The 24,165-nt window shown below is 74.0% G+C and carries 13 protein-coding genes and 1 pseudogene; 2 read left to right on the forward strand and 12 right to left on the reverse strand.

The genetic code is table 11. The features are described 5' to 3' along the window. Window positions 1-186 (forward strand): annotated as a pseudogene (locus AB0O91_RS35875) (ATP-binding protein); the annotation flags it as partial. 70 nt (window positions 187-256) lie between these two features. Here AB0O91_RS35875 and cimA read toward each other — a convergent pair. The 4 genes from cimA to AB0O91_RS35895 all read right to left on the reverse strand — a co-directional run bounded on the left by cimA (window position 257) and on the right by AB0O91_RS35895 (window position 5,268). After that, a complete protein-coding gene (gene cimA, locus AB0O91_RS35880; protein ID WP_363442216.1) occupies window positions 257-1,861 on the reverse strand; it encodes a citramalate synthase in 1,605 nt (534 codons plus the stop codon). A 385-nt stretch (window positions 1,862-2,246) separates the two neighbouring features. Beyond that, window positions 2,247-3,359, reverse strand: coding sequence for a branched-chain amino acid aminotransferase (locus tag AB0O91_RS35885; RefSeq protein ID WP_363442218.1), 1,113 nt, complete (start codon window positions 3,357-3,359; stop codon window positions 2,247-2,249). Between the two features lie 246 nt (window positions 3,360-3,605). After that, window positions 3,606-4,643 carry a 3-isopropylmalate dehydrogenase gene (locus tag AB0O91_RS35890; protein ID WP_363442220.1) on the reverse strand — a complete coding sequence of 346 codons (1,038 nt, stop codon included), beginning with the start codon at window positions 4,641-4,643 and terminating at the stop codon, window positions 3,606-3,608. Window positions 4,644-4,701: 58 nt separating this feature from the next. Further along, window positions 4,702-5,268, reverse strand: a complete 567-nt coding sequence (locus AB0O91_RS35895; RefSeq protein ID WP_363442222.1) for a Uma2 family endonuclease — start codon at window positions 5,266-5,268, stop codon at window positions 4,702-4,704. A 157-nt stretch (window positions 5,269-5,425) separates the two neighbouring features. Here AB0O91_RS35895 and AB0O91_RS35900 point away from each other — a divergent pair, with 157 nt between their 5' ends. Next, a complete protein-coding gene (locus AB0O91_RS35900) occupies window positions 5,426-7,909 on the forward strand; it encodes a YfhO family protein (protein ID WP_363442224.1) in 2,484 nt (827 codons plus the stop codon). A 105-nt stretch (window positions 7,910-8,014) separates the two neighbouring features. On the opposite strand, the gene AB0O91_RS35905 is transcribed toward AB0O91_RS35900, so the two are convergent. The 8 genes from AB0O91_RS35905 to AB0O91_RS35940 form a co-directional block, all read right to left on the reverse strand. Continuing rightward, window positions 8,015-11,344: a S8 family serine peptidase gene (locus AB0O91_RS35905; RefSeq protein ID WP_363442226.1), complete on the reverse strand. Its 3,330-nt coding sequence runs from the start codon at window positions 11,342-11,344 to the stop codon at window positions 8,015-8,017. 224 nt (window positions 11,345-11,568) lie between these two features. Continuing rightward, window positions 11,569-11,730, reverse strand: coding sequence for a hypothetical protein (locus AB0O91_RS35910; RefSeq protein ID WP_363442228.1), 162 nt, complete (start codon window positions 11,728-11,730; stop codon window positions 11,569-11,571). 330 nt (window positions 11,731-12,060) lie between these two features. Further along, window positions 12,061-13,641: a phosphoglycerate dehydrogenase gene (gene serA / locus AB0O91_RS35915; protein ID WP_363442229.1), complete on the reverse strand. Its 1,581-nt coding sequence runs from the start codon at window positions 13,639-13,641 to the stop codon at window positions 12,061-12,063. 226 nt (window positions 13,642-13,867) lie between these two features. After that, window positions 13,868-14,866, reverse strand: a complete 999-nt coding sequence (gene ilvC, locus AB0O91_RS35920; protein WP_363442230.1) for a ketol-acid reductoisomerase — start codon at window positions 14,864-14,866, stop codon at window positions 13,868-13,870. A 104-nt stretch (window positions 14,867-14,970) separates the two neighbouring features. Beyond that, the gene (gene ilvN / locus AB0O91_RS35925; protein ID WP_030286969.1) at window positions 14,971-15,495 is read right to left on the reverse strand and encodes an acetolactate synthase small subunit; all 525 of its coding nucleotides are present in this window, start codon (window positions 15,493-15,495) and stop codon (window positions 14,971-14,973) included. Between the two features lie 31 nt (window positions 15,496-15,526). Continuing rightward, window positions 15,527-17,374, reverse strand: a complete 1,848-nt coding sequence (locus AB0O91_RS35930) for an acetolactate synthase large subunit (RefSeq protein ID WP_363442232.1) — start codon at window positions 17,372-17,374, stop codon at window positions 15,527-15,529. 329 nt (window positions 17,375-17,703) lie between these two features. Beyond that, entirely contained in the window at window positions 17,704-20,610 is a 2,907-nt protein-coding gene (locus tag AB0O91_RS35935) for an EAL domain-containing protein (protein WP_363442280.1), read from the reverse strand. Between the two features lie 504 nt (window positions 20,611-21,114). Beyond that, window positions 21,115-24,162: an AAA family ATPase gene (locus tag AB0O91_RS35940; protein WP_363442234.1), complete on the reverse strand. Its 3,048-nt coding sequence runs from the start codon at window positions 24,160-24,162 to the stop codon at window positions 21,115-21,117. Window positions 24,163-24,165: the final 3 nt, after the last annotated feature.

Consider the following 24,165-nt stretch of genomic DNA (forward strand, 5'->3'; position numbering starts at 1 on the left):
CTGCCCTTCGTCGTCGCCCTCAACGGCTTCGACGGCCACCAGCCCCACACCGCCGACGAAGTCCGCGAAGCCCTCCAACTCGGCCCCGACACCCCGGTGATCACCCTCGACGCCCGCCGCCGGGACAGCGCCAAGAGCGCCCTCATCACCCTCGTCGAACACGCCCTCCTCGCCCGACTCCGCTGAACCGGACGAGCACGCCCACGGCCCACGGGAGCCGATGAACTCCCGTGGGCCGTGGGCGCGTCGGGGCGGGTTACTCGGTCGGCTCCAGCCCGGCCCGGATCAGGCCGTAGCTGTACGCGTCCTCAAGTGCCAGCCAGGAGGCGGCGATCACGTTGTCGGCGACACCGACCGTGGACCAGGTCGTGGTGCCGTCGGTGGACTCGATCAGCACCCGGGTCTTGGACCCGGTGCCGTGCTGGCCCTCCAGGATGCGCACCTTGTAGTCCACCAACTCGAAGGTGGCCAGCGGCGGGTAGGTGCCCTCCAGGGCCGCCCGCAGCGCCTGGTCCAGCGCGTTCACCGGGCCGTTGCCCTCGCCGGTGGCGATCCGGCGCTCGCCCTTGGCCCACAGCTTGACGGTCGCCTCGTTGCCCGAAACCCCGCCCGGGCCCTGCTCGCTGATGGTCCGCCAGGACTCCAGCCGGTAGAAGCGGTCCCGGCTTCCGCGCACCTCGTCGCGCAGCAGCAGCTCGAACGAGGCGTCGGCGGACTCGTAGGTGTAGCCGAGGTTCTCCTGCTCCTTCACCTTGGCCACCACCCGGCCGGCCAGGTCGCGGTCGGTGGAGAGGTCGTAGCCGAGCTCCTTGCCCTTGAGCTCCACCGAGGCCCGGCCGGCCATGTCGGAGACCAGCATCCGCATGGTGTTGCCGACCAGTTCGGGGTCGGTGTGCTGGTACAGGTCCGGGTCGACCTTGATCGCGGAGGCGTGCAGGCCCGCCTTGTGCGCGAAGGCCGAGAAGCCGACGTACGGCTGGTGGGTGGACGGCGTCAGGTTGACCAGCTCGGCGATCGCGTGCGAGATCCGGGTCATCTCGGCCAGTCGGCCGGCCGGCAGCACCCGGCGGTCGTACTTCAGCTCCAGCGCGCCGACCACCGGGAACAGGTTGGCGTTGCCGACCCGCTCGCCGTAGCCGTTCGCGGTGCACTGCACGTGGGTCGCGCCGGCGTCCACCGCCGCCAGGGTGTTGGCCACCGCGCAGCCGGTGTCGTCCTGGGCGTGCATGCCGACCCGGGCGCCGGTCGCCGCGATCACGTCCGCGACGGTGTCCCGGACGCCGGCCGGCAGCATGCCGCCGTTGGTGTCGCACAGCACCACCACGTCCGCCCCGGCCCGGTGCGCGGTGCGCACCACCGCGAGGGCGTACTCGCGGTTCGCCCGGTACCCGTCGAAGAAGTGCTCGCAGTCCAGGAAGACCCGCCGGCCCTGCGCGCGCAGGAACTCCACGCTGTCCCGGATCATCTCCAGGTTCTCGTCCAGCGTGGTGCGCAGCGCCAGTTCGACGTGCCGGTCGTGGGCCTTGGCCACCAGGGTGATCACCGGTGCGCCGGAGGCGACCAGCGCGGCCAGCTGCGGGTCCTCGGCCGCCTTGCCGCCGGCCCGGCGGGTGGCACCGAAGGCGACCAGGCGGGCGGTGCGCAGCTCCAGCTCGGCGGCGGCGCGGGCGAAGAACTCGGTGTCCCGGGGGTTCGCCCCGGGCCAGCCGCCCTCGATGAAGCCGACCCCGAACTCGTCGAGGTGCCGGGCAATGGCCAGCTTGTCCGCCACCGTCAGGTTGATGCCCTCCCGCTGCGCGCCGTCGCGCAGGGTGGTGTCGAACACGTGGAAGCTGTCGTCGGTACGGCTGACCTCGGTCATGACCCCTGGTTCTCCGTTCGGGGAGGTGGTACTGCTCGGCCGGATTCTCGTCCCGGCTCCACTGTCCAGGATCCCGCGCGCGGCCCCGGTGTCCCCGGGCCCCTTGTGGGGGCCGTCGGCCGGTCCGGAGTGTGCGCTCACCGGGGCTGCCCCCGGAAAGCGAAAAGACCCCTCGCGGGTGCGAGAGGTCTGCGCGCGGGTCTGGACGCTCGTGGTCGCTCCGCATCGGGTCCTGCGGGAGCGGTCACTGCGGACCGGCGCGCCTGCTGCCAATAATCAGCGAAAGCGAGGACACGTCGGCAGTCTGGCACACCATCCGGAATCCGGCCCGCCCGTCTCGCGATCCGAAACGGACGGGCCGGCGGGGGCGCGTCGGCCCGCCGGATCAGACGATCTTGTGCAGCCAGTTGTGGGTGTCCGGCTGCTGGCCGCCCTGGATGGCCAGCAGGGCGCGGCGCAGCTCCATGGTGATCGGGCCGGGCTCGCCGGTGCCCACGGTCCAGTCGGCGGCGGCGGACTTCACCGAGCCGACCGGGGTGATCACGGCGGCGGTGCCACAGGCGAAGACCTCGGTGAGGGTGCCGTCGGCGTTGGCCTGCTGCCACTCGTCGGTGGAGATCTTCCGCTCCTCGACCGCGTAGCCCAGGTCGGTGGCGAGCTGGAGCAGCGAGTCACGGGTGATGCCGGGCAGCAGCGCGCCGGACAGCTCCGGGGTGACGATCTTCGCGTCCGCGCCCTCGCCGAAGACGAAGTACAGGTTCATGCCGCCCATCTCCTCGACCCACCGGTGCTCGGCGGCGTCGAGCCAGACCACCTGGTCGCAGCCCTTCTCGGCGGCCTGGGCCTGGGCGACCAGCGAGGCGGCGTAGTTGCCCGCGCACTTGGCGGCGCCGGTGCCGCCGGGCGCGGCCCGGACGTACTCCTTGGACAGCCAGACCGAGACCGGCTTGATGCCGCCCTGGAAGTAGGCGCCGGCCGGGGAGGCGATGATCATGAACAGGTAGGAGTCCGCCGGACGGACACCCAGGCCGACCTCGGTGGCGAACATGAACGGGCGCAGGTACAGGCTCTGCTCCGGCTCGTTCGGCACCCACGCCCGCTCCTGCTGGACCAGCAGCTCGACGGCCTCGACGAAGGCCTCCACCGGCAGCTCCGGCATCGCCAGGCGGCGGGCCGAGGCCTGGAAGCGCAGCGCGTTGGCCTCGGGGCGGAAGGTGGCGATCGAGCCGTCGGCCTGACGGTAGGCCTTCAGGCCCTCGAAGATCGCCTGGCCGTAGTGCAGGGTCATGTTCGCCGGGTCCATCTCCACCGGCGCGTACGGGACCAGCTGCGCGTCGTGCCAGCCGCGGCCCTCGGTCCAGCGGATGGTGACCATGTGGTCGGTGAAGACGCGGCCGAAGCCGGGGTTGGTCAGCCGGGCCTCGCGCTCCGCCGCGGGGAGCGGGTGGGCGGAGGGCTTGAGATCGAACGTGATGGGCGCCTGGGTGGGCGTGCTCATGGCTGTTTCCTTCACCGTGGGGTTCGTTCGGGCCACCACCGTCGAAGGACGTCCCGACGATCCAACGCCGGAACGAACGCACAACGGCACGGCCCACTGTCGATACTCGCATCCAGAGGGCCGTGCCGAACAGTTGCCCGCTCCTTGGGGAGCTGCAAGCTGCGGTTATGCGGTCCGGCCCAGCTGGGCGGATCCGCCGGGGTTCCGGCCGGTCGGCCGGCGCCCCGCTTCCTTGGATCCGGCCCGCTAGCCGGATACTCGCTCGGCGAGCGCGTCGCCGACCTGCGAGGTGCTGCGGGTGCCGGTGCGCTCGGCGAGGTCCGCCGCGACGGCGTCCTCCACCGTGGCGGCCTCGGCGGCGAAGCCGAGGTGCTCCAGCAGCATGGCGACCGACAGCACGGTGGCGGTCGGGTCGGCCTTGCCCTGGCCGGCGATGTCCGGCGCCGAACCGTGCACCGGCTCGAACATGGACGGGAACGCGCCGCTCGGGTTGATGTTGCCGCTCGCGGCGAGGCCGATGCCGCCGGTCACGGCGGCGGCCAGGTCGGTCAGGATGTCGCCGAACAGGTTGTCGGTGACGATGACGTCGAAGCGCTCGGGCTGGGTGACGAAGAAGATCGTGGCCGCGTCGACGTGCAGGTAGTCGGTGGTGACCTCGGGGAACTCCCGGCCGACCTCGGCGAAGATCCGCGACCACAGGTGGCCGGCGTGCACCAGCACGTTGTTCTTGTGCACCAGGGTGAGCTTCTTGCGCGGCCGCGCCTGGGCCCGGCGGTAGGCGTCGCGCACCACGCGCTCGATGCCGTACGCCGTGTTCAGGCTGACTTCGGTGGCCACCTCCTGCGGCGTCCCGGTGCGCAGCGAGCCGCCGTTGCCGACGTACGGGCCCTCGGTGCCCTCGCGGACGACCACGAAGTCGATCTCCGGCTGACCGGCCAGCGGGGAGGTCACCCCGGGGAACAGCCGACCGGGGCGGAGGTTGATGTGGTGGTCGAAGGCGAACCGCAGCTTGAGCAGCAGGCCCCGCTCCAGCACCCCGGACGGGACGCTCGGGTCCCCGATGGCGCCCAGCAGGATCGCGTCGGAGCCCTTGAGCTCCTCCAGCACGCTGTCCGGCAGGGTCTCCCCGGTCCGGTGGTAGCGCCGGGCCCCGAGGTCGTACTCGGTGGTCTCCAGCTTCACGTCGGCGGGAAGGACGGCCCTCAGGACCTTCAGGCCCTCGGCCACCACTTCCTGGCCGATGCCGTCACCGGGGACAACTGCGAGACGAATCGTGCGAGACATGCTCGGACCTTACTGCGGTGTCCCAGGGACTGACACCTCACGTCCAGCATCCGGACGATCAACTCAGGTCGATCTCGACCGGGAACGGCTGATCGACCTTCAACTGCTTGTGGAAGATACCGGTCGGGAAGTACTTCCGCGCCGCCGGATCCAGTTCATAGGTGTAGACGATCGGGTTCCCGTCATCACCGCTCTCCACCCGCCAGAAGTGCTGGATGCCCGCGGCCGCGTACTTTCGGGGCTTCGTCTCCCGGTCCCGTTCCTCGGACTCCTCGGACACGACCTCAACGGCCAACAGGACGTCGTCGGCCTCGCAGAAGGTCTGCTTCGGGCCGGTCACCCCCTGCTCGTCGACGACGAGCAGATCCGGCTCAGGCCGGTTGCGGCGGTCCAGCTTGACCGTCATCTCCCGCCAGACGTCCCACCCCTCCGGTGCCGCAGCCTCCAAGGCCCGCTCCAGCCTTCGGAGAGTGCGCATGTGGAACGCGGTCTGCGGACTCACGAAGATCAGGCTCCCGTCGATCAGCTCGGTATGCGGCGGGAGATCGGGCAGGCGGTCGAGATCGTCTGCGGTGTAGCCACCAGCAGGAGGCCGGATCCAGTCGGGGTACGGCGCGATGCTCATGGTTCCTCCCATACGGGCATCCTGGTGGCCCTCCCAGGCTACTCGGCAAGGAGCCCCCGGACGCCACTCCTCCGAGGGAGCGCGTGCGGGCCGCGGTGCGCCGGGGGCGCGTTTAGGGTGGCGTGGTCCGGGATTCCTGGCAGAACGGGGCGCACGGGTGAGGAGCGAGCGGCGGCGGGAGCTGCTGGTCTGCGGGGTCGCGGCCGGGCTGGCCATGAGCGGGTTCGCGCTGGCGGCGGTGGTGCGCGGGCGGTGGCCGGCCGGGGCGGGCGCGGTGGCCGTGCCGTACCACGCGCACCTGTGGGACCTGCTGCACGGGCAGGCCTCCGGCGACCTGCTGTTCAACTGGAACAGCGGCTACGGCGCGCCGTTCCTGGCGGACTTCTTCGCCTACCTGATGAACCCGTTCTCCTGGCCGACCGCCCTGCTCCCCCGCAGCCAGGGCCAACTCGCCGTCCTGCTGGTCACCCTGGCCACCATCGGCCTCGGCACCGCCCTGATGGCCCACCTGCTCGGCCGGCTGCACCCCGGCCCGCACTGGCTGCGGGTGTTCACCGCCGTCGGGTACGGGCTGTGCGCCTGGGTGCTGGACGTCGGCGGGGGCGCGCCGATGTGGCTGTGGGGCCTGGTCTCGCTGCCGCTGCTCGGCCTGGTCGGGGACTGGTGCCTGCACGAGCGCCGCTGGGTGGCCGGCGCGCTGTGCGTCGCGCTCGCCTGGGCGGGCAACCTGTACACCGCCGCGCTGGCCACCCTGATCGCCGGACTCCTTTTCGCCGTACGGCTGTTCGCGACCCCGCGCACCGTCCGGCACCGGGCCAGGGCCACCGGGCGGGCCGTCACGCTGACCCTGACCGGGGTCCTGCTCGCCTCCCCCGTGCTGTTCGTCGCCGTCCGGGCGGCGGGCGGCGCCCAGCCGGAGTCCCCGGTGCAGTCGCCCGGCCCCGCGGGGCTCGGTGGGCACCTCGCCGAGTTGCTGCCCGCCACCAGCGGCGGGCAGCCGCTGCCGGACGTGGCGATCGGGGTGCTCGGGCTGTTGCTGGTGTGCGGGCTTCCGTTCAACCGGCGGGTGCGGGTCCGGGAACGGGCGGTCTGGTGCACGGCGCTGCTGCTGGTGGTGGCCACCTTCGTCTGGACCCCGACCGTCCTGGTCTGGCACGGCCTGGCGATCCCGGCCGGCGGGCCGTACCGGGCCGCCTTCGCGCTCAGCGGGCTGCTGGTGCTGGCCGGCTGGGTGTCGCTCGCCCACCGGCCGGACCGGCTCACCCTGGCCGGCGGTGCCGCCTTGGTCGCGGCGGTGGCCGCGCTGGCGGCCGCCCGGCACCCGGTGCACGCCTCCACCTGGGTGCTGCTGGGGGTGGGCGGGGCCGTCGTGCTCGCCGCGCTCCTGCTGCTGGACCGCCGGCACACCGACCGCCGGGCGAGCGCCCTCGCCACCTGGATGCTCGGCGGCGCGGTGCTCGGCAACGCCGTCTGGTCCGGGTACACGGCGTTCGGCGCGACGCCCGACGACAGCGTCCCGCCCTCGGCGATGCGGGCCGGGCACGCCGCCGTGCGGGCCGGCGCCGACTGGCCGGACGGGCGCAGCGACCCGGGCCCGCACGCCTACACCCCGAACGACCCGTTGCTGCTGAACGGCCAGGGCGGCGGCTACTCCAGCGGCTACCTGCCGACCGTCACCGCCCTGCTGCTGCACGACCTCGGCGCGGGCTGGACGGCGGGCGGGCGGCAGACCGGGAGCGTCACCGACCCGGTCGGGCAGGCGCTGTTCGGGGTCGTCGCCCACCTGGACGACGGGCCGCCGCCGCACGGCTTCGCCGCCGTCCGGGCGCCCGCGCCGCCGCTGGTCACCGTGCTGCCGCCGGGTGCCCGGACCGGCACCTCCTCGGTGTGGGCCCGCCAGGAGTCGCTGCTCGGCAGCCAGGTGTACGACGCCCCGCTGCCCGTCCCGGCCGGCGGCCCGGCGCCGACCCTGCACGGCACCAGCGGCTGGTCGGTGCCGGGCGGCACGGAGGGCACGGTGTTCACCGCGGCCTGCACCCCGGGCTCGACGGCGTACTTCCACGCCCTCTGGTACTCCGGCACGGTCAGCGGCCTGGGCACCGACTACCGCAGCGACGGCGAGCAGCCCAGCACGGCGGTGGCCGTGCACCGGCTGGGGACCGTCCCGGCCGACGGGGTGGTCCGGGTGACGCTGCGGTCGGACGCGGTCAGCCAGGTCCCCGCCCGCCCGATCGGCTGCCTGCGGACCGACGCCCTGGCCGCCGCCGTCACCCGGCTCACCGCCACCGGCGCCACCCGGGTCGAGGCCGGCGGCCACACCCTCACCGCCGCCCTCCCCCCGGGCTCCACCGGGACGGCGCTGGTCTCCGTCCCCGCGACCGAGGGCTGGACCTGCGCGGTCGACGGCGGCGGCAGCGCCGCGCCCACCCCGGTGCTCGGCATGATCGGCGTCCCGCTCGGCGGCGGTGCCGACCGCATCTCCTGCGCCTTCCGCCCGCCCGGCCTGACCGAGGGCCTCACCGTCACCTCCGGCACCGCCGCCGTCCTCGCCCTGGTCGCCGGCTTCGCCCGGCTCGCCCGGCGGCGGCCCGCCCACACCCCCCGCCGGGAACGCCGCCGGGCGGCCGCGACCGGACGGTAGCGGGCCGCGCCGGGCCACCGACGGCGAACGGGCGGCCCGCCGACCGGAGTCGACGGACCGCCCGTTCGCGGCTGGGTCACCGCCGGGCGGTCACCCACCGCGGGATCACGGCAGGTCGACCACCTCGGCCCGGCGCTCGGCCGGGTTGAGGTGGTGGAGCAGCAGCAGCCGGGAGGTGTCGCCCGGGACGCGGTGCACGTCGAGGACGGTCCCCGGGCCGGCCGGGGCGACCACCGCGACCGGCCCGGTGAGCCCGGCCCGGACGGTGAGGGCCGGCTGCAGGACGTCCAGCGGGACGGTCGGGCGGGTGCCGCTCAGGCCGATGGTGGCGTAGGAGTCGGCCGGGTCGGGCGTGCCGGGGCCGGTGACCCCGGTCCAGACGCCGTAGTGGACGGTGCTGTGGCCGGGCGTGACGCCGGGCAGGGCGCTCAGCCGGACCGGGAGGACCACCACGTCGCTGTCCAGCAGCCCGGTGTCGGTGTCGCCCCAGTGGGCGTTGAGCGGCTGGACGTCGAGCTCGGCCCCGGTGCGGGCGTCGAGGGCCCGGGAGACCAGGACGTCGCTGCCGCGCAGCCGGTCGGCCTTGAGGATCACATCGGTGACGCCGTCCCCGTCGGTGTCCAGCGCGACCCGCACCCCGTACACGCCGACCGGGGTGGCCGCCGGCGCCCACAGCCGGGCGCCCACGTACAGCAGGTCGGAGTCGACGGCCGCGCCCGCGGCCCGCAGGTCGGCGACCCGGTCGCCGGGGTGCTCGACGCAGAGGTCCGGCGGCGGGTCGGCCGCCTCCGGGGCGCCCTCGGGGCGCACCCCCGCGCCGGGGCCGACGGCCTTGCCGCCGCCGGACGGGCAGTCGGGCCAGCGGGCGCCCTCGCCGCCGAGGGCGAGGGCGCTGATCAGACCGGGCGCCGCACCGGGCGCCGCGCTGCCGCCGAGGGTGACCAGGGTGCCGTCCCGGGCGGTCCGGACGGAGGCGGTGGCGCCGAGGTCGCCGGTCGGGCGGGGGGCGGCGAGCACCGGGACGCGCAGCTGCGGCAGGCCGGTGTCGTCGGCCGGGGTGAACAGCACCTGCCCGGAGATCTCACCCCGGTAGCTGCGGGCCCGGCCGCCCTGCACGGTGTCGATGGTCGGGTCCGGTGCGCGCCCCAGCCGCCCGGGCACGGACAGCGTCACCCGCACCTGCGCGGTGCCGCCCGCCGGGACCTCCACCCGGGCCGGCGTCACCGCGAAAGCGGCGCCCGGCAGTTCGGTGGCCGCAGCGTAGCCGGTCCGGTACGTCAGCGGCGTCGGGCCGTGGTTGCTCAGTTCGACGGTGCGGTCGAGGGCGGTCGGCCCGCTGATCGCGACCGGCCCGTAGGAGACCCCGACGCTGCCCGGCCGGGCGTCCTCCCCCGTCGCGTAGGCGACCACGGGGGTGCGGACGGCCTGGTCGACCCGGGCGCGCCCGGCGCCGGTGCGCTCGGGCCCGTAGACCGGTCCGCCGTGGTCGTCGCCGAGGTAGGTGTCGGTGCTGGTGTTCATCAGCGCGGCCTTGACCTGCTCGACCGGCCAGTCCGGGTGGGCGGCGCGGACCAGCGCCGCCAGCCCGGCGACGTGCGGGGTGGCCATCGAGGTGCCGTTCTCGCGCTGACCGCCGGCGCCGCTGCCGACCAGGGCGGACCAGATGCCCTCCCCGGGGGCGGCGAGGTCGGGCTTGACCACACCGGGCACGCCGATGCCGCGGGAGGTGAAGTCGGTGAGGGTGTCCACCCGGGCGGGCTGGTTCTGGGCGACCGAGCCGTGCAGCGGGTTGCCCGGGGTGGCCAGCCGGACCCGGGTGTCGCCGTCGGCGGCGGCCTGCCGCAGCCGTTCGCCGTCGGCGCGGCCGAGCAGGACGGCCGGGATCCGGTCGTTGCCGGAGATCTCGGCGAGGTGGTCGGTGTCGGCGGCGTAGAGCGCGCCGATCGCCCCGGCGTCGGCGGCGTGGTCGGCGCGCGGGCCGGAGTTGCAGGCCCGGTCGGGGTCGCGGGTGGTCCAACTGAGCACCGCGATCCGGCCCTTCAGCCGCTGCTTGTCGGCCTCGCTGAAGTCGGCGCAGCCGTCCGTCTGGTCGACCGGCACGGCGAGCCCGCCGCTCACCTCGGTGCTGCTCCAGCCCTGGTAGCGCTCGCTCCAGTGGCCCGGGACGACCCCGGCCTGCGCGGCCGGGGCGAGCACGGTGATGCCGTCGACGTCGGCGTGGCCGTGCACGGAGGCGGCGACGGTGATCGCCCGCACCGCGGTGCCCGGGCTGCCGCCGACGCCGTAGACGTCGCCCTCGTTGCCGGCCGCCGCGACCACCACGGTGCCCAGTTCGGCGAGCCGGTCGACAGCCAGCGAGTCGGCGTCGTCGGGGCTGCCGAAGCGGCTGCCCAGCGACAGGTTGACCACGTCGAGCCGGTCGCCGAGGTCGCCGTCGCCGTTCGGGTCGGCGGCCAGGTCGAGCGCCTGGGCGAGCCGGTCGGTGGAGCCGTCGCAGCCGAACACCCGGATCGCGTACAGCTGGGCGCCGGGGGCGGCGCCGGGGCCGATCCGGAACGAGGCCGGGTCGAGGCCGGAGCGGTACGGGCCGGTGTACGGGTGGCCGTCGGCGGTGACGCCGTAGCCGGCGGCCGTCCCGGCGACGTGGGTGCCGTGCCCGTTGCGCACGCAGTCGAGCGGGTTGTCGCTGGGGTGCGGCACCGGCTGGTGGTTCGGGGCGCTCGGGTCGGGGTTGTAGTCGTCGCCGACCAGGTCCTTGCCGCCGACGACCTTGGCGTTGGGGAACAGCGCGGCCGGCGCGGGCTTGCCGCGTTCGACCGAGCGGAAGGCCTCCTCGGTGCCGGGGCCGCCGAAGTCGGCGTGGGTGTAGTCGATGCCGCTGTCGATGATGCCGATCCGCACGCCCTGGCCGGTGTTCCCGCCGGCCCCCTCCCACACCCCGGGAGCACCGGTCAGCGGGACGGAGTAGGCGTTGTCGCGCTGCTTGTTCACGATCGGGTGGACGGCCCGGACCCCGGGCAGGGCCCGCAGCGCGGGCAGCTGCTCGGCGGGGGCGCTGACCGCCAGTCCGGTGAGCAGGGTGCGGGTGCGGTAGAGCTCGCGGGCGGCGGGCGCCGACCGGTGGACGGCGTCGGCAAGCCGGTCGAGCGCCTCACCGGCCCGGGACCGCTGGCCCGCGCCGGCCCGGGCGGCCTCCTGGCGGACGGTCTCCGCCGGGCGCTGGGCCCGTCGGGCGCTCTCGCCGGCCCGCCGCCAGGCGGGGGCGGCCGCCTCGGTGGTGAGTTCGAGCAGGACGGACGTCCGGCGCCCGGAGGGCGGCCCGGCCGTCGGTGGACCGCCGGAGGCCGGGGCGGCGGCGAGCGCCACGGTCCCGACGAGCAGGGTCAGGGTGAGGCCGATCCGGGCGAGCGGTCGGCGGACGGGAGGCAGGCGCACGAGGGACCCTCTCCCCGGCAAGGGGGAATGATCCGCATACCGAGGAGGTCGCTGACGCCCGCCCGCGCGGACGTCGATCACCCTTCCGGGGGCCCCAAATTAGGATGATCGCGGCGAGCTCGGCGAGCAACTTCCCTCGGATGGACCTCGGTTGCACTCTACGGGGTGACCCGGAACCGACCTGATCGGCCCAGTAGGCGGATGAACGCCATCGTCGGTGCCGCTCAGCTGTGGCCGGTGACGCCGCCGTTGTCGCGGCGGTCCAGCGAGCGCTGCAGCGCGGCGGCGGCGAAGGGGTTCCGCTCGGCGGCCCGCCGGCGGCGCGGGGCGCGGACCGGGGTGGCGGTGGCGGCGGGAGTGGCGTGGCGGTCGGCGGTGGCGGGCATACCGGGCTCCTTGGAAGCGGCGCGCGTCGGGCGCGGCGGGAGGGGTCGGGGGGCCGTCGCGGGGAGCGCGCCCCGGGAGGGGCGGCGGGCGACGGCGGGAGCGCGGAGCAGGGGTCGCCTGCCCGTCGGGGCGCACGCGCACACGGGCCGCACACCCTGGCTACAGGGGCGGCACACCGTCTGGCCCTTCCACGGTACGACCCGGCCCCGGCCGTGTCTGCACGAATACTTGGATTTCCTAGTATCTGAGACGGCCGTCACCCGGGAGCACGCACCAGGGCCCGGACCGCCGCGGGAACGGCGGTCCGGGCCCTGTCGGGGCGGTGGGGCTCAGCCCAGGTCGACCGAGCGCGCGAAGCGGGCGCCGATCTCGGCGGCGATCGCCGCCAGCACGTCCTGCGGGATCTCGCTGTCCACGGTGATCGAGGCGAGGGCGCTGCCGCCGTCCCGGGCGACCTGCATGCCCGCGATGTTGATGCCCGCGTCGCCGAGGTGGCGGCCGAGCACGCCGACCACGCCGGGGCGGTCCTCGTACTTGAAGAAGGCCATGTGGTCGGTGAGCGCGACGTCCACGTCGAAGGTGTCCACGCCGACGATCTTCTGGGTCTGCTTCGGGCCGGCCAGCGTGCCGGAGATGGCGATCTCCTCGCCGTCCGCCAGGGTGCCGCGCACGGTGATCACGTTGCGGTGCTCGGCGCTCTCGCTGGAGGTGGTCAGCCGGACCTCGACGCCGCGCTCCTGGGCGAACAGCGGGGCGTTGACGTAGGACACCGTCTCCGCCACGACGTCCTCGAACACGCCCTTCAGCGCGGACAGTTCGAGCACCTTCACGTCGTGCTGGGTGATCTCGCCGCGGACCTCGACGTCCAGCCGGACGGCCACCTCGCCGGCCAGCGCGGTGAAGATCCGGCCGAGCTTCTCGGCCAGCGGCAGGCCCGGGCGGACGTCCTCGGCGATCACGCCGCCCTGGACGTTGACGGCATCCGGCACCAGCTCGCCGGCCAGCGCCAGCCGCACCGACCGGGCGACCGCGATGCCGGCCTTCTCCTGCGCCTCGTCGGTGGAGGCGCCCAGGTGCGGGGTGGCGACCACGTTGTCGAAGGCGAACAGCGGGGAGTCGGTGCACGGCTCCTTGGCGTACACGTCCAGGCCGGCGCCGGCCACCCGGCCCTCGCGCAGGGCGGCGGCGAGCGCCTCCTCGTCCACGATGCCGCCGCGGGCGGCGTTGACGATGCGCACGCTCGGCTTGACCTTGTGCAGCGCCTCGTCGCCGATCAGGCCGATGGTCTCGGGGGTCTTGGGGAGGTGGACGGTGATGAAGTCCGAGACCGCCAGCAGCTCCTCCAGCGAGACCAGCTTCACGCCCATCTGCGCGGCGCGGGCGGCCTGGATGTAGGGGTCGTACGCGACGATCTTCATCCCGAACGCGGACATCCGCTGGGCCACCAGGACGCCGATCCGGCCGAGGCCGACCACGCCGAGGGTCTTCTCGCTCAGCTCGACGCCGGTGTACTTGTTGCGCTTCCACTCGCCCTGCTTGAGCGCCGCGTTGGCCGGGGCGATGTTGCGGGCGACGGAGATCAGCAGGCCGCAGGCGAGCTCGGCGGCGGTGACGATGTTGGAGGTCGGCGCGTTGACCACCATCACGCCGGCCTTGGTGGCGGCCGCGACGTCCACGTTGTCCAGGCCGACGCCGGCCCGGGCGACCACCTTGAGCCGGCGGGCGACGGCCAGCGCCTCGGCGTCGACCTTGGTGGCGGAGCGGATCAGGATCGCGTCCACGTCGGCGATCGCGGTGAGCAGCTCGGTGCGGTCGGCGCCGTTGCAGTGGCGGATCTCGAAGTCGGGCCCGAGGGCGTCGACGGTGGCGGGCGACAGCTCTTCGGCGATCAGAACGACGGATTTGCTCACGACAGTGGTCCTTAACTGTCCGGTTCCCCGGTGCGCACGGAGGTGGCGTGTGAGGGCGGGGAAGGTGGCATGCCGCGTAGGTAGACGCACGACGCTGTGGGCCTGACGCGCACTCGGAGTGTATCGACGGGCTGGGTAGCAGGCTGCTCCCGTCCGGCGAAATCACCCGGACGAGAGCAGCCTACTTGTACAAGGGCGTGACAAAAGAGCGTTGCAAAAAGCGGGGTCAGGCCTTGTCGTTGACCCAGCTCATCAGCGAGCGCAGCTTCTTGCCGGTGGTCTCCAGCAGGTGGTCCTCGTCGGCCTTCTTGTACTCGTTGTACTTGGGCAGACCCGCCTTGTACTCGGCGATCCAGGTGTTGGCGAAGGTGCCGTCCTGGATCTCGGCGAGGACCTTCTTCATCTCGGCCTTGGTGTCGGCGGTGATGATCCGCGGGCCGGTGACGTAGTCGCCCCACTCGGCGGTCTCGGAGACCGACCAGCGCATCTTCTCCAGGCCGCCCTCGTACATCAGGTCGACGATCAGCTTCAGCTCGTGCAGGCACTCGAAGTAGGCGATCTCCGGCTGGTAGCCGGCCTCGACCAGGGTCTCGAACCCGGCCTTCACCAGGGCGGCGGTGCCACCGCAGAGAACGGCCTGCTCACCGAACAGGTCGGTCTCGGTCTCCTCGGTGAAGGTGGTCTTGATGACGCCGGCCTTGGTGGCGCCCAGGCCCTTGGCGTACGACAGCGCCAGGTCGAAGGCCTTGCCGGAGGCGTCCTGCTCGACCGCGACGATCGCCGGGACGCCGCGGCCCTCCTCGTACTGGCGGCGGACCAGGTGGCCCGGGCCCTTCGGGGCGACCATGCAGACGTCGACGTCCGCCGGGGGCTTGATGAAGCCGAAGCGGATGTTCAGGCCGTGGCCGAAGAACAGGGCGTCGCCGGCCTTCAGGTGCGGGGCGATGTCCGCCTCGTAGACGTCGGACTGGATCGGGTCCGGCACCAGGATCATGATGACGTCGGCCTCGGCCGCGGCCTCGGCGGGGGTGACCACGCGCAGGCCGGCCTCCTCGGCCTTGGCACGGGACTTGGACTCGGGCTTCAGGCCGACCCGGACGTCGGCGCCGGAGTCGCGCAGGGACAGCGCGTGGGCGTGGCCCTGGCTGCCGTAGCCGATGACCGCGACCTTGCGGCCCTGGATGATGGACAGGTCGGCGTCGTCTTCGTAGAACAGCTCGGCCACGGGGGCACATCTCCTTGCGTATGGGTGCCGGGTGCGCGGTTCCTACCGTAGGTGCACCCGGCGCGGGTGCGGGTCTTTGCTACTGACGGACTGAGCAGCGCGGGTCAGGCGCTGCGGTCGAGGGCGCGCAGCGAGCGGTCCGTGATGGAGCGCGCGCCGCGGCCGATGGCGACCAGGCCGGACTGGACCAACTCCTTGATGCCGTAAGGCTCCAGCATCCGGAGCATGGCCTCCAGCTTGTCCGAGCTGCCGGTGGCCTCGATGGTCACCGCTTCCGGCGACACGTCGACGGTCTTGGCACGGAACAGCTGGACGATCTCGACGATCTGCGACCGGGTCTCGTTGTCGGCGCGGACCTTCACCAGGACCAGTTCCCGCTGGATCGCAGCGGACTGGTCGAGTTCGACGATCTTTATCACGTTCACGAGCTTGTTGAGCTGCTTGGTGACCTGTTCCAGCGGGAGGTCCTCGACGTTGACCACGATCGTCATCCGGGACACGTCCGGGTGCTCGGTCGGGCCGACGGCGAGGGAGTCGATGTTGAAGCCCCGACGGGAGAACAGGGCGGCGATGCGGGCGAGCACGCCGGGCTTGTTCTCGACCAGGACGGAGAGGGTGTGCTTGGACATGTGGTTCCTCAGTCGTTCTGGGAAGGGGCCGTCAGTCGAGGTCGTCGCCGAAGTCGGGGCGGACGCCCTTGGCGAACTGGATCTCGTCGTTGCTGGTGCCGGCCGCGACCATCGGCCACACCATCGCGTCCTGGTGGACGATGAAGTCGATGACCACCGGGCGGTCGTTGATCTCCATCGCCTGCTTGATGACCGCGTCCAGGTCCTCGGGGCGCTCGCAGCGCAGGCCGACGCAGCCCATCGCCTCGGACAGCAGGACGAAGTCGGGGATCCGGGTGCCCTGGGCCGGCGGCGCGATGCCGTCGTGCTCCGGGCCGGAGTGCAGGACGGTGTTGGAGTAGCGCTGGTTGTAGAACAGCGTCTGCCACTGCCGGACCATGCCCAGCGAGCCGTTGTTGATGACCGCGACCTTGATCGGGATGTCGTTCAGGGCGCAGGTGACCAGCTCCTGGTTGGTCATCTGGAAGCAGCCGTCGCCGTCGATGGCCCAGACCGCCGACTCCGGGCGGCCCGCCTTGGCGCCCATCGCCGCCGGGACGGCGTAGCCCATGGTGCCGGCGCCGCCGGAGTTGAGCCAGGTGCCGGGCTTCTCGAAGCGGATGTACTGCGAGCTCCACATCTGGTGCTGGCCGACGCCCGCGGCGTAGATCGCCTCCGGGCCGACCAGTTGGCCGATCCGCTCGATGACCTGCTGCGGGGAGAGCCGGCCGTCCGGGGCCGACTCGAAGCCCAGCGGGTAGGTCCGCTTCCACTCGTCGAGCTTCTCCCACCACTCCGCGTAGTCGCCCTTGTGTCCGGCGTCGAACTCGGCCTGGACGGCGACGATCAGATCGGCCAGCACCTCGCGGGCGTCCCCGACGATCGGCACGTCGGCCGGGCGGTTCTTGCCGATCTCGGCCGGGTCGATGTCCGCGTGCACGATCTTGGCGTACGGGGCGAAGCTGTCCAGCTTGCCGGTGACCCGGTCGTCGAAGCGGGCGCCGAGGGTGAACAGCAGGTCCGACTTCTGCAGCGCGGTGACGGCCGGGACGGAGCCGTGCATGCCGGGCATGCCCAGGTGCTGCGGGTGGCTGTCCGGGAAGGCGCCGAGCGCCATCAGGGTGGTGACGACCGGGGCGCCGGTCAGCTCGGCGAGGATCCGCAGTTCGGCGGTGGCCTGCGCCTTGAGCACGCCGCCGCCGACGTACAGCACCGGACGCTTGCTGCTCACCAGCATCTTCGCGGCCTCGCGGATCTGCTTGGCGTGCGGTTTGGTGACCGGGCGGTAGCCCGGCAGCGCGGTCTCGACCGGCCACCGGAAGGTGGTGGTGGCCTGGAGGGCGTCCTTGGCGATGTCGACCAGGACCGGGCCGGGGCGGCCGGTGGCCGCGATGTGGAAGGCCTCGGCGATCACCCGGGGGATCTCGGCCGGGTCGGTGACCAGGTAGTTGTGCTTGGTGATCGGCATGGTGATGCCGCAGATGTCCGCCTCCTGGAAGGCGTCGGTGCCGATCGCCTTGGAGGAGACCTGGCCGGTGATCGCGACGATCGGCACCGAGTCCATGTAGGCGTCGGCGATCGGGGTGACCAGGTTGGTCGCACCGGGGCCGGAGGTGGCCATGCAGACGCCGACCCGGCCGGTCGCCTGGGCGTAGCCGGTGGCGGCGTGGCCGGCGCCCTGCTCGTGCCGGACCAGGATGTGGCGCACCTTGACGGAGTCCATCAGCGGGTCGTACGCGGGAAGGATGGCCCCGCCCGGGATGCCGAAGACGGTGTCCGCTCCGACGGCCTCGAGCGAGCGGATGAGCGACTGGGCTCCGGTCATGGTCTCGACGACGTGCTGGGGAGCGTGGGCGGCCGGGTTGTCCCCGCGGCGGGGGGATGCGGCGTGCTCGGTCATCTGCCTGTCTCTTCTCGGTTCTTGCCGACCCGGTGCTGCGGGCCCCGGTGCTGCGAGGGTGGGGTCCCGGTCCGGGCCGATCGCCGGCTCTGCCTCGATCGTCCCGCTCGATCCGGTGCGTCGGACTCTTCGGGTCGGCCGGGGCCAGGGGTCTTGCGGTGGGAACAGCGTCAGTGCAACAAAAAACCCCTCGTGCCCAAGGGCATGCGAGGGGTGGCGCGTCGGTCTGTCACGAGCGGGGCGTGCGAGCCCACTCAGCCGACGCGCCCGCCAAGTACGAGAATTCGGGTGCGCATGGCAACGACCTTCCTCCCGTCCGGGGTGGCGTGTCAAGCAGGTGGGATGACCGTCTCGCCATGCGGACCGGCCGCCGGACCGCTGACGGCCTGGTGTTCGGGCAGGTCGCAGGCCCCGTGGTGAGGTACGACACGTCCGCCCGGGGCGTCCGGCCGGCCACCCGTCCGGGTGTCCGCGGCCGGCTGGGCGCGACGGGCGGAGAGCGGGCCGAGCGGCTTGGGCAGCGGGTAGCCGCGGCGGGCCAGCGCCCGGCGCAGCCGGGTCTCGTCCAGCGGCGGGGCGAAGGCCGAGCCCTGGGCCAGCCGGCAGCCCAGTTCCTGGAGCACGGAGACCTGCCGGGGCAGGTCCACCCCCTCGGCGGCGGTGACCATCCCGAGGTCCCGGCCGAGCCGCACCGCGTGCCCGGCCAGGGTACGGCTGAGCGCGGACTCCCCCAACTCCTGGACCAGCGTGCGGTCCAGGGTGAGCCCGTCCAGCGGCAGCCGGGCGAGCGCCCCCAGCGAGCCGCTGCCCGCGCCGTAGCCGGCCAGCCAGGTGGAGACCCCGAGTCTGCGCAACGCGGCCAGCCGGCGGCCGAGTTCGTCGGCCAGCGGGTCCGGGCCCATCCGGGCCACCTCGATCACCAGCTCGCCGGCCGGCAGCCCGCTGTCGCGCAGCGCGGCGGCCACCGTCTCGTACAGGCCCGGCGAGCAGAGCCGCTCGACCGAGAGCCGGACGGCCACCGGGACGGGCACCGGCGCGCCGCGGCCCCGGCCGGACAGGTCGCGCCGGTCGGCGGCGGCGGTGACCGCCTCGTGCACCAGCCAGCGGGAGAACCGGGTCGCCGCGTCGCCGTGCTCGGCCGAGCGCAGGAACTCGGCCGGGGTGAGCAGCAGGCCGCCCGCCGAACGCCAGCGGGCCTGGGCCTCGACGCAGGTCACCGTGCCGCTGGCGAGGTCCACCACGGGCTGGTGGAGCAGGGTGAAGCCGCCCTCCCGGACGGCCACCCGCAGCCGCTCCTCCAGCTCGGTGCGGCGCTCCAGGTCGGCCCGCATCGCGGGGGCGTAGAGCACCACCCGGCCCTTGCCCTCCGACTTGGCGCGGTACATCGCCAGGTCGGCGTTGCGCATCAGCTCGTCGGCGGCGGCCCGGGGGTCGGCGGCCGGGCCGCGCTCGGGGGTGCCGAAGGCGATGCCGATGCTGGCGGCGACGCCGAGTTCCACCCCGCCGATCCAGTACGGCTCGGACAGCGCGAGCCGCAGCCGGTCGGCCAGCTCCTGGACCTGGAGCCGGCCGAGCGGGCCGCAGACCAGCGCGGCGAACTCGTCGCCGCCGAACCGGGCGACGGTGTCCCCGCAGCGGACGGCGCCCTGCAGCCGCCGGGCGGCCTGCACCAGCAGTTCGTCGCCGACCTGGTGCCCGGCGCTGTCGTTGACGGCCTTGAAGCCGTCCAGGTCGAGGAAGAGCACCGCGATGCCCGCGCCCGTCCCGCCCTGCTGGCCACGGGTCCCGAGGGCGCCGCGCAGCCGCTGGGTGAACAGCGCCCGGTTGGGCAGGTCGGTGAGCGGGTCGTGGAACGCGTTGTGCTGCAACTGGGCCTGGAGCATGACGCGTTCGGTGACGTCCCGGCTGTTCAGCAGCAGCCCGTCGCGGTGCCGGCTGACCGTCGACTCGACGTGCAGCCACTCGCCGACGCCGGAGCCGATCCGGCACTCCACCCGGGCCGAGGGGACGACGGCGCCCGGGGTGCGGTGGGCGGCGAGCCGCACCCGCGCGAGGTAGCGGCGGACCTCGGCGAGCACCCGGTCCACGTCCTCGGGGTGGACCAGGTCCAGCAGGTTGCCGCCGACCAGCTCCTCCGGGTCCCGCCCGTAGACGCCGAGCGCCGCCGGGGAGACGTACGAGAGCACGCCGTTCGCCCCGGCGATCATGATGACGTCACTGGACCCCTGCACCAGCGAGCGGAAGTGCGCCTCCTTGTGGGCGAGCTCCTGCGCCAGTGACAGGTTGTCGAGCAGCATGACGCCCTGCCTGAGGATCAGCGCCAGCCCGACGGTGCACGCGGCCGCGGCCACCACCCGGTCCAACTGGCGCCCGCCGACGGCGTTGTAGAGGATTCCGGCGGTGCACACCGCGGCCGCCGCGTACGGGGTGAGCGCGCTGAAGGTGGTGGCCACTCGGCGGCGCGGCAGGCCGCCGGCCGAGGGGTGCTCGCGCAGCGGGCGGCGCCGCCGCGGGGACCACGGCGCCCAGGCGAGCAGCAGACTGCCGGCGAACCAGCCGGCGTCCAGCAGGTCGCCGGAGTGGTAGTTGCTGTGCAGCTCCGGGGAGGTGAACAGGGCGTCGCAGGTGACCGTCACGGCGAGCGCCACCATCGCGGTGTGCACCGCCGCCCGGTTGCCGTCCCGGCCGCCGAAGCGCAGCCCGACCACCAGGCTGACCAGCAGGATGTCCAGCACCGGGTAGGCCAGGTTGAGGGCCAGCAGCAGCGGGGAGCCGTGCCCCACGGCCGCGATCCGGCCGAGCGCCAGGCTCCAGCTGAGCGTGAACAGCGAGCCGGCGATCAGCCAGCCGTCGAGCAGCAGGCAGAGCCAGCCCGCCGCGGAGCGCGGGTGCTGGGCGAGCACCAGCACGCCGGTGATGGCGAGCGGGGCGAACAGCAGGAAGGCGTACTGGGCGAGCGTGCCCTGCGGCAACTGGACCCGCAGCACCAGTTCGTACCAGCCCCAGGTGCCGTTGCCGAGGGCGACGGTGAGCGAGGAGAGGCCGAACAGCAGCCAGGCCGGGCGGGCGTGGCCACCGACCGTGCAGCCGTACACCAGACAGGACAGCGCGGCCGCCAGGGCAGCCGCGGCGAGCCCGAAGTCACCCATGAAGACGGCGAGTTGGTGCGAGCCCCAACCGGCCGAGGCGCCCGTCGCATAGGCCAGGCAGAATCCGCCGAGGGCGAGCCCGGGCAGCGTCCCGCTGCCCCGGAGCCGGCCCAGCGGGCCGCGTCCGACCACCCCGGGCAGATCGGCGACGGACGCGTCGACGGGCGGTACGCCCGGTCGACCGGCGCCGGGCAGCACCGTATCGGTGGAGCTCACTCGGCCTCTCCCCCTCCGGCCCGGGGCCCGGCGCCCCGGCCACGGACCACCGGCCGCGCAGCTCTCGACCGTACGCGGCGGCCTGGGGCCCCGTCGGGACGGCGGCCCAGGGGGCGGGCGGCCTCCGGGCCGCCGCACCGCACCGATGCTCCCGACCGGGACCCTACACCAATTCCGTCACTCAATGACACGCACACTCAACTTAGAGTAATGGCGCCAGGGCGCGGAAATGCACCCGGTTCCGACCGATCGGCCCGGTTGGCGGCGGCGCGCGGGCAGGGGCTCACGCGGCGCGCACGGGAGCACGCGACGGCGCCCGGCCACCCCGCCCGGGGTGGTCGCCGATCACCCGCGTACGGTCGGCGACCTGCGGTTTCACCGCCCCGAGGGGGCCAGGTCGTCGGGGAACAGCCGCAGCCGGTGGGCCAGCGCGGCGGCCTCACCACGGCCGCCGACCTCCAACTTGCCCAGGATGTTGGACACGTGCACGCTTGCGGTCTTCGGAGAGATGTACAGCTCCTCGGCGATCTGCCGGTTGGTCCAGCCCCGCGCGAGCAACCGGAGCACGTCCCGCTCACGGGGGGTGAGCCCGAAGGAGTCCCCGACCGCCGGGGCCGGCGCCACCGCGGCCGCCGGGCGCCCGGCCGGGGCCAGACCGAGCCCGGCCCGCTCGGCCAGCGCGGTGACCTGCGCCCCGAGCGGCCGGTCGCCCCGGACGCCCGCCAGTTCGGCCGCCTCGCGCAGCAGTTCGGTGGCGTCCTCCCGCCGACCGGCCCGCACCCGGGCCTCGGCCGCGCGCAGCAGGGCGAGCGCCAGCGGGTACGGCAGGCCGGTCGACCGCAGCTCGGCGACCGCCCGGTCCCACTGGTCGGTCGTGTCCGCGGCCGCCGCCCGGGCCAGCTCGGCCTCCAGCAACCGGGCCCAGCCCTGGTGCAGCGGCGACTGGGGCCGCAGCCCGGCGGCCGCTTCGGCGATCGCCGCCAGCACCCCGGCCCGGCCCGGTCCGGCCGCCGGCAGCCCCAGCATGTCCGCCTCCACCGCGGCGCCCTCCACCAGCAGCGGGTAGACGTCGGAGTCGTAGCCCAGCCGCCCGCCCTCCGCCAGCGCGGCGAGCAGTTCCGCCCGGGCCTCCAGCGGCCGCCCGCCGTGCGCGGCGATCCGCACCGCCAGCCGGCTGATCGGCACGCCGTGCTGCGCCTGGCCGACCCGGTTGGCCGCCCGGGCCCGGGCCAGCATGGTCGCCGCGGTGGGCAGGTCCCCGCGCAGCACCGCGAGGTCGCCGCGCATCCGGTCCAGGAACTCGGCGTGCGAGCCGGGCAGGCTGATCAGCTCGCTGGCGGCGAGCAGTTCCTCGGCCTCCCGCAGTTGCCCGAGGTCGGCCAGCGCCTCCACGAGGTTGCCGGCCAGGATGTTGCCGATGTTGCGCCGCAGCCCGTTGCCGTCCGCGAACTCCAGGCCCTCCCGGGCCAGCCGGACGGCCTCCTCGGCCCGGCCCAGTCCGCGCTGCATGCTGGCCAGGTTGTTGATGCCGCGCAGCAGGAGGTCCGGGATGCCCAGCTGCCGGGCCCGCTCGATCGCCGCCGTCAGCTCGGCCAGCCCGCCCTCGGCGTCGCCGAGCAGGTCGTGCCGCAGGCTGCCGAGGGTCATCCGGGCGTGTACCTCGACGGAGTGGGCGCCGACCTCCCGGGCGATCCGGATCGCCCGCTCGGCCAGCTCCATGTGCTCGGCGCGCGGCTTGCGGACCACCGCCACCCCGGCGGCCAGCGCGAACACCTCAGCCTGTACGGCGGACGGCGGCAGGTCCTCCACCAGCCGGTGCGCGCGGGCGATCTCCTCGTCGTCCCCGGAGCGCCGCAGATTGCCCAGCATCCGGGCCCGGTTGATCCGGAACCAGGCCGCGCGCACCGGGTGCTCCACCTCGTCGACCAGCCGCAGGCCGCGCTTGGCCAGGCTCAGCCCGCGCTCGCGGTCGCCGCAGCGCCGGGCCGCGACCACCGCCTCGGCCAGCACGTCGACCAGCTGGATCCGGTCGCAGTCGGCGTCCGCCGGGCTGTGGTCACAGGCGCCGGGCGGGTAGGTCTCGGCCCAGTCGTACGGGCGCAGGGTATGCGCCAGCACCTCCTCGGAGACCAGGTCCCAGAGTTCCAGGGCCCTTTCCAGCATGCCGAGTTGCTCGGCGAAGGCATTGCGCCGGCGGGCCGCCCGGGCGGCGTCCAGGGCGGTCGGCAGGGCGCGGGCCGGATCGTGCGCGTGGTACCAGTAGTTGGCCAGCCGGGCCGGCAGCGCGTCGGCGGGGACGAGCTGCGGCTGCGCCTCCACGGCGAGCGCGAACTTGCGGTTGATCCGGTGCCGTTCGCCCGGCAGCAGGTCGTCCGAGACCGCCTCGCGGACCAGCGCGTGCCGGAAGCGGTAGCCCTCGCCCTCGCTGTCCGGGCGCAGGATGTTGGCGCCGACGGCCATCCGCAGGGCCTCGATCAGCGCCTCCTCGTCACCGGCCAGGACGGCGGCCAGCAGCGCGTGTTCGACGTGCGAGCCGCCCTCGGCGGCGATCCGCACCACCTTCTGGGCCGCCTCGTCCAGGCCCTCGACCCGGACCAGCAGGATGTCCCGCAGCGAGTCGGTCAGCCCGGCGCCGCAGCCGTCCTCGAAGGCGGTGGCCAGCTCCTCGACGAAGAACGGGTTGCCCTCCGAGCGGCGCAGGATGCGGTCGACCAGTTGGCGGTCGGGGGCGGCGGTGCCGAGGATGCCGGCCAGCTGGGCCGCGACCTCGCGGCGGACGAACCGCGCCAGCTCCAACCGCTGGACGGTGCGCAGCCGTTCGAGCTCGGCCAGGAAGGGGCGCAGCGGGTGGCGGCGGTGCAGGTCGTCGGTGCGGTAGGTGGCGACCAGCAGCACCCGGGAGCGGTGCAGGGTGCGCACCAGGAAGGAGAGCAGCTCACGGGTGGAGCGGTCGGACCAGTGCAGGTCCTCGACGGCGAGCACGAGGGTACGTTCCGCGCCGAACCGTTCGAACAGCCTCGCGGTGTGCTCGAACAGTCGGGCCCGGCCGTACTCGTCGTTGGGTTCGCCGTCCGCCTCGCCGAACTCGGAGAGCAGGCGGGCGAGATGGCCCTCGCTGCCGGCCGCCGCGGCCTCGAACTCGGCGCCGTGCGAGCGGTGCAGCCGGCGCAGCGCGGCCGCCAGCGGCGCGTACGGCAGTCCTTCGGCGCCGACCTCCAGACAGCGGCCGAGCGTGGTGACCGCTCCCCCGTCGGCGGCCCGCTGCAGGAACTCCTCCAGCAGCCGGGTCTTGCCGATGCCGGCCTCGCCGCCGATCAGCACGGCCTGCGGGCTGCCGCTGCCGGCCCGGCGCAGCGCATCGGTCAGTTCGGTGATCTCGCTGCCGCGGCCGACGAAGACGGGACTGACCGATATCTGCTGCATGGA

It is taken from the genome of Kitasatospora sp. NPDC089797 (assembly GCF_040684795.1).
In the GTDB taxonomy this organism is placed as follows: domain Bacteria; phylum Actinomycetota; class Actinomycetes; order Streptomycetales; family Streptomycetaceae; genus Kitasatospora.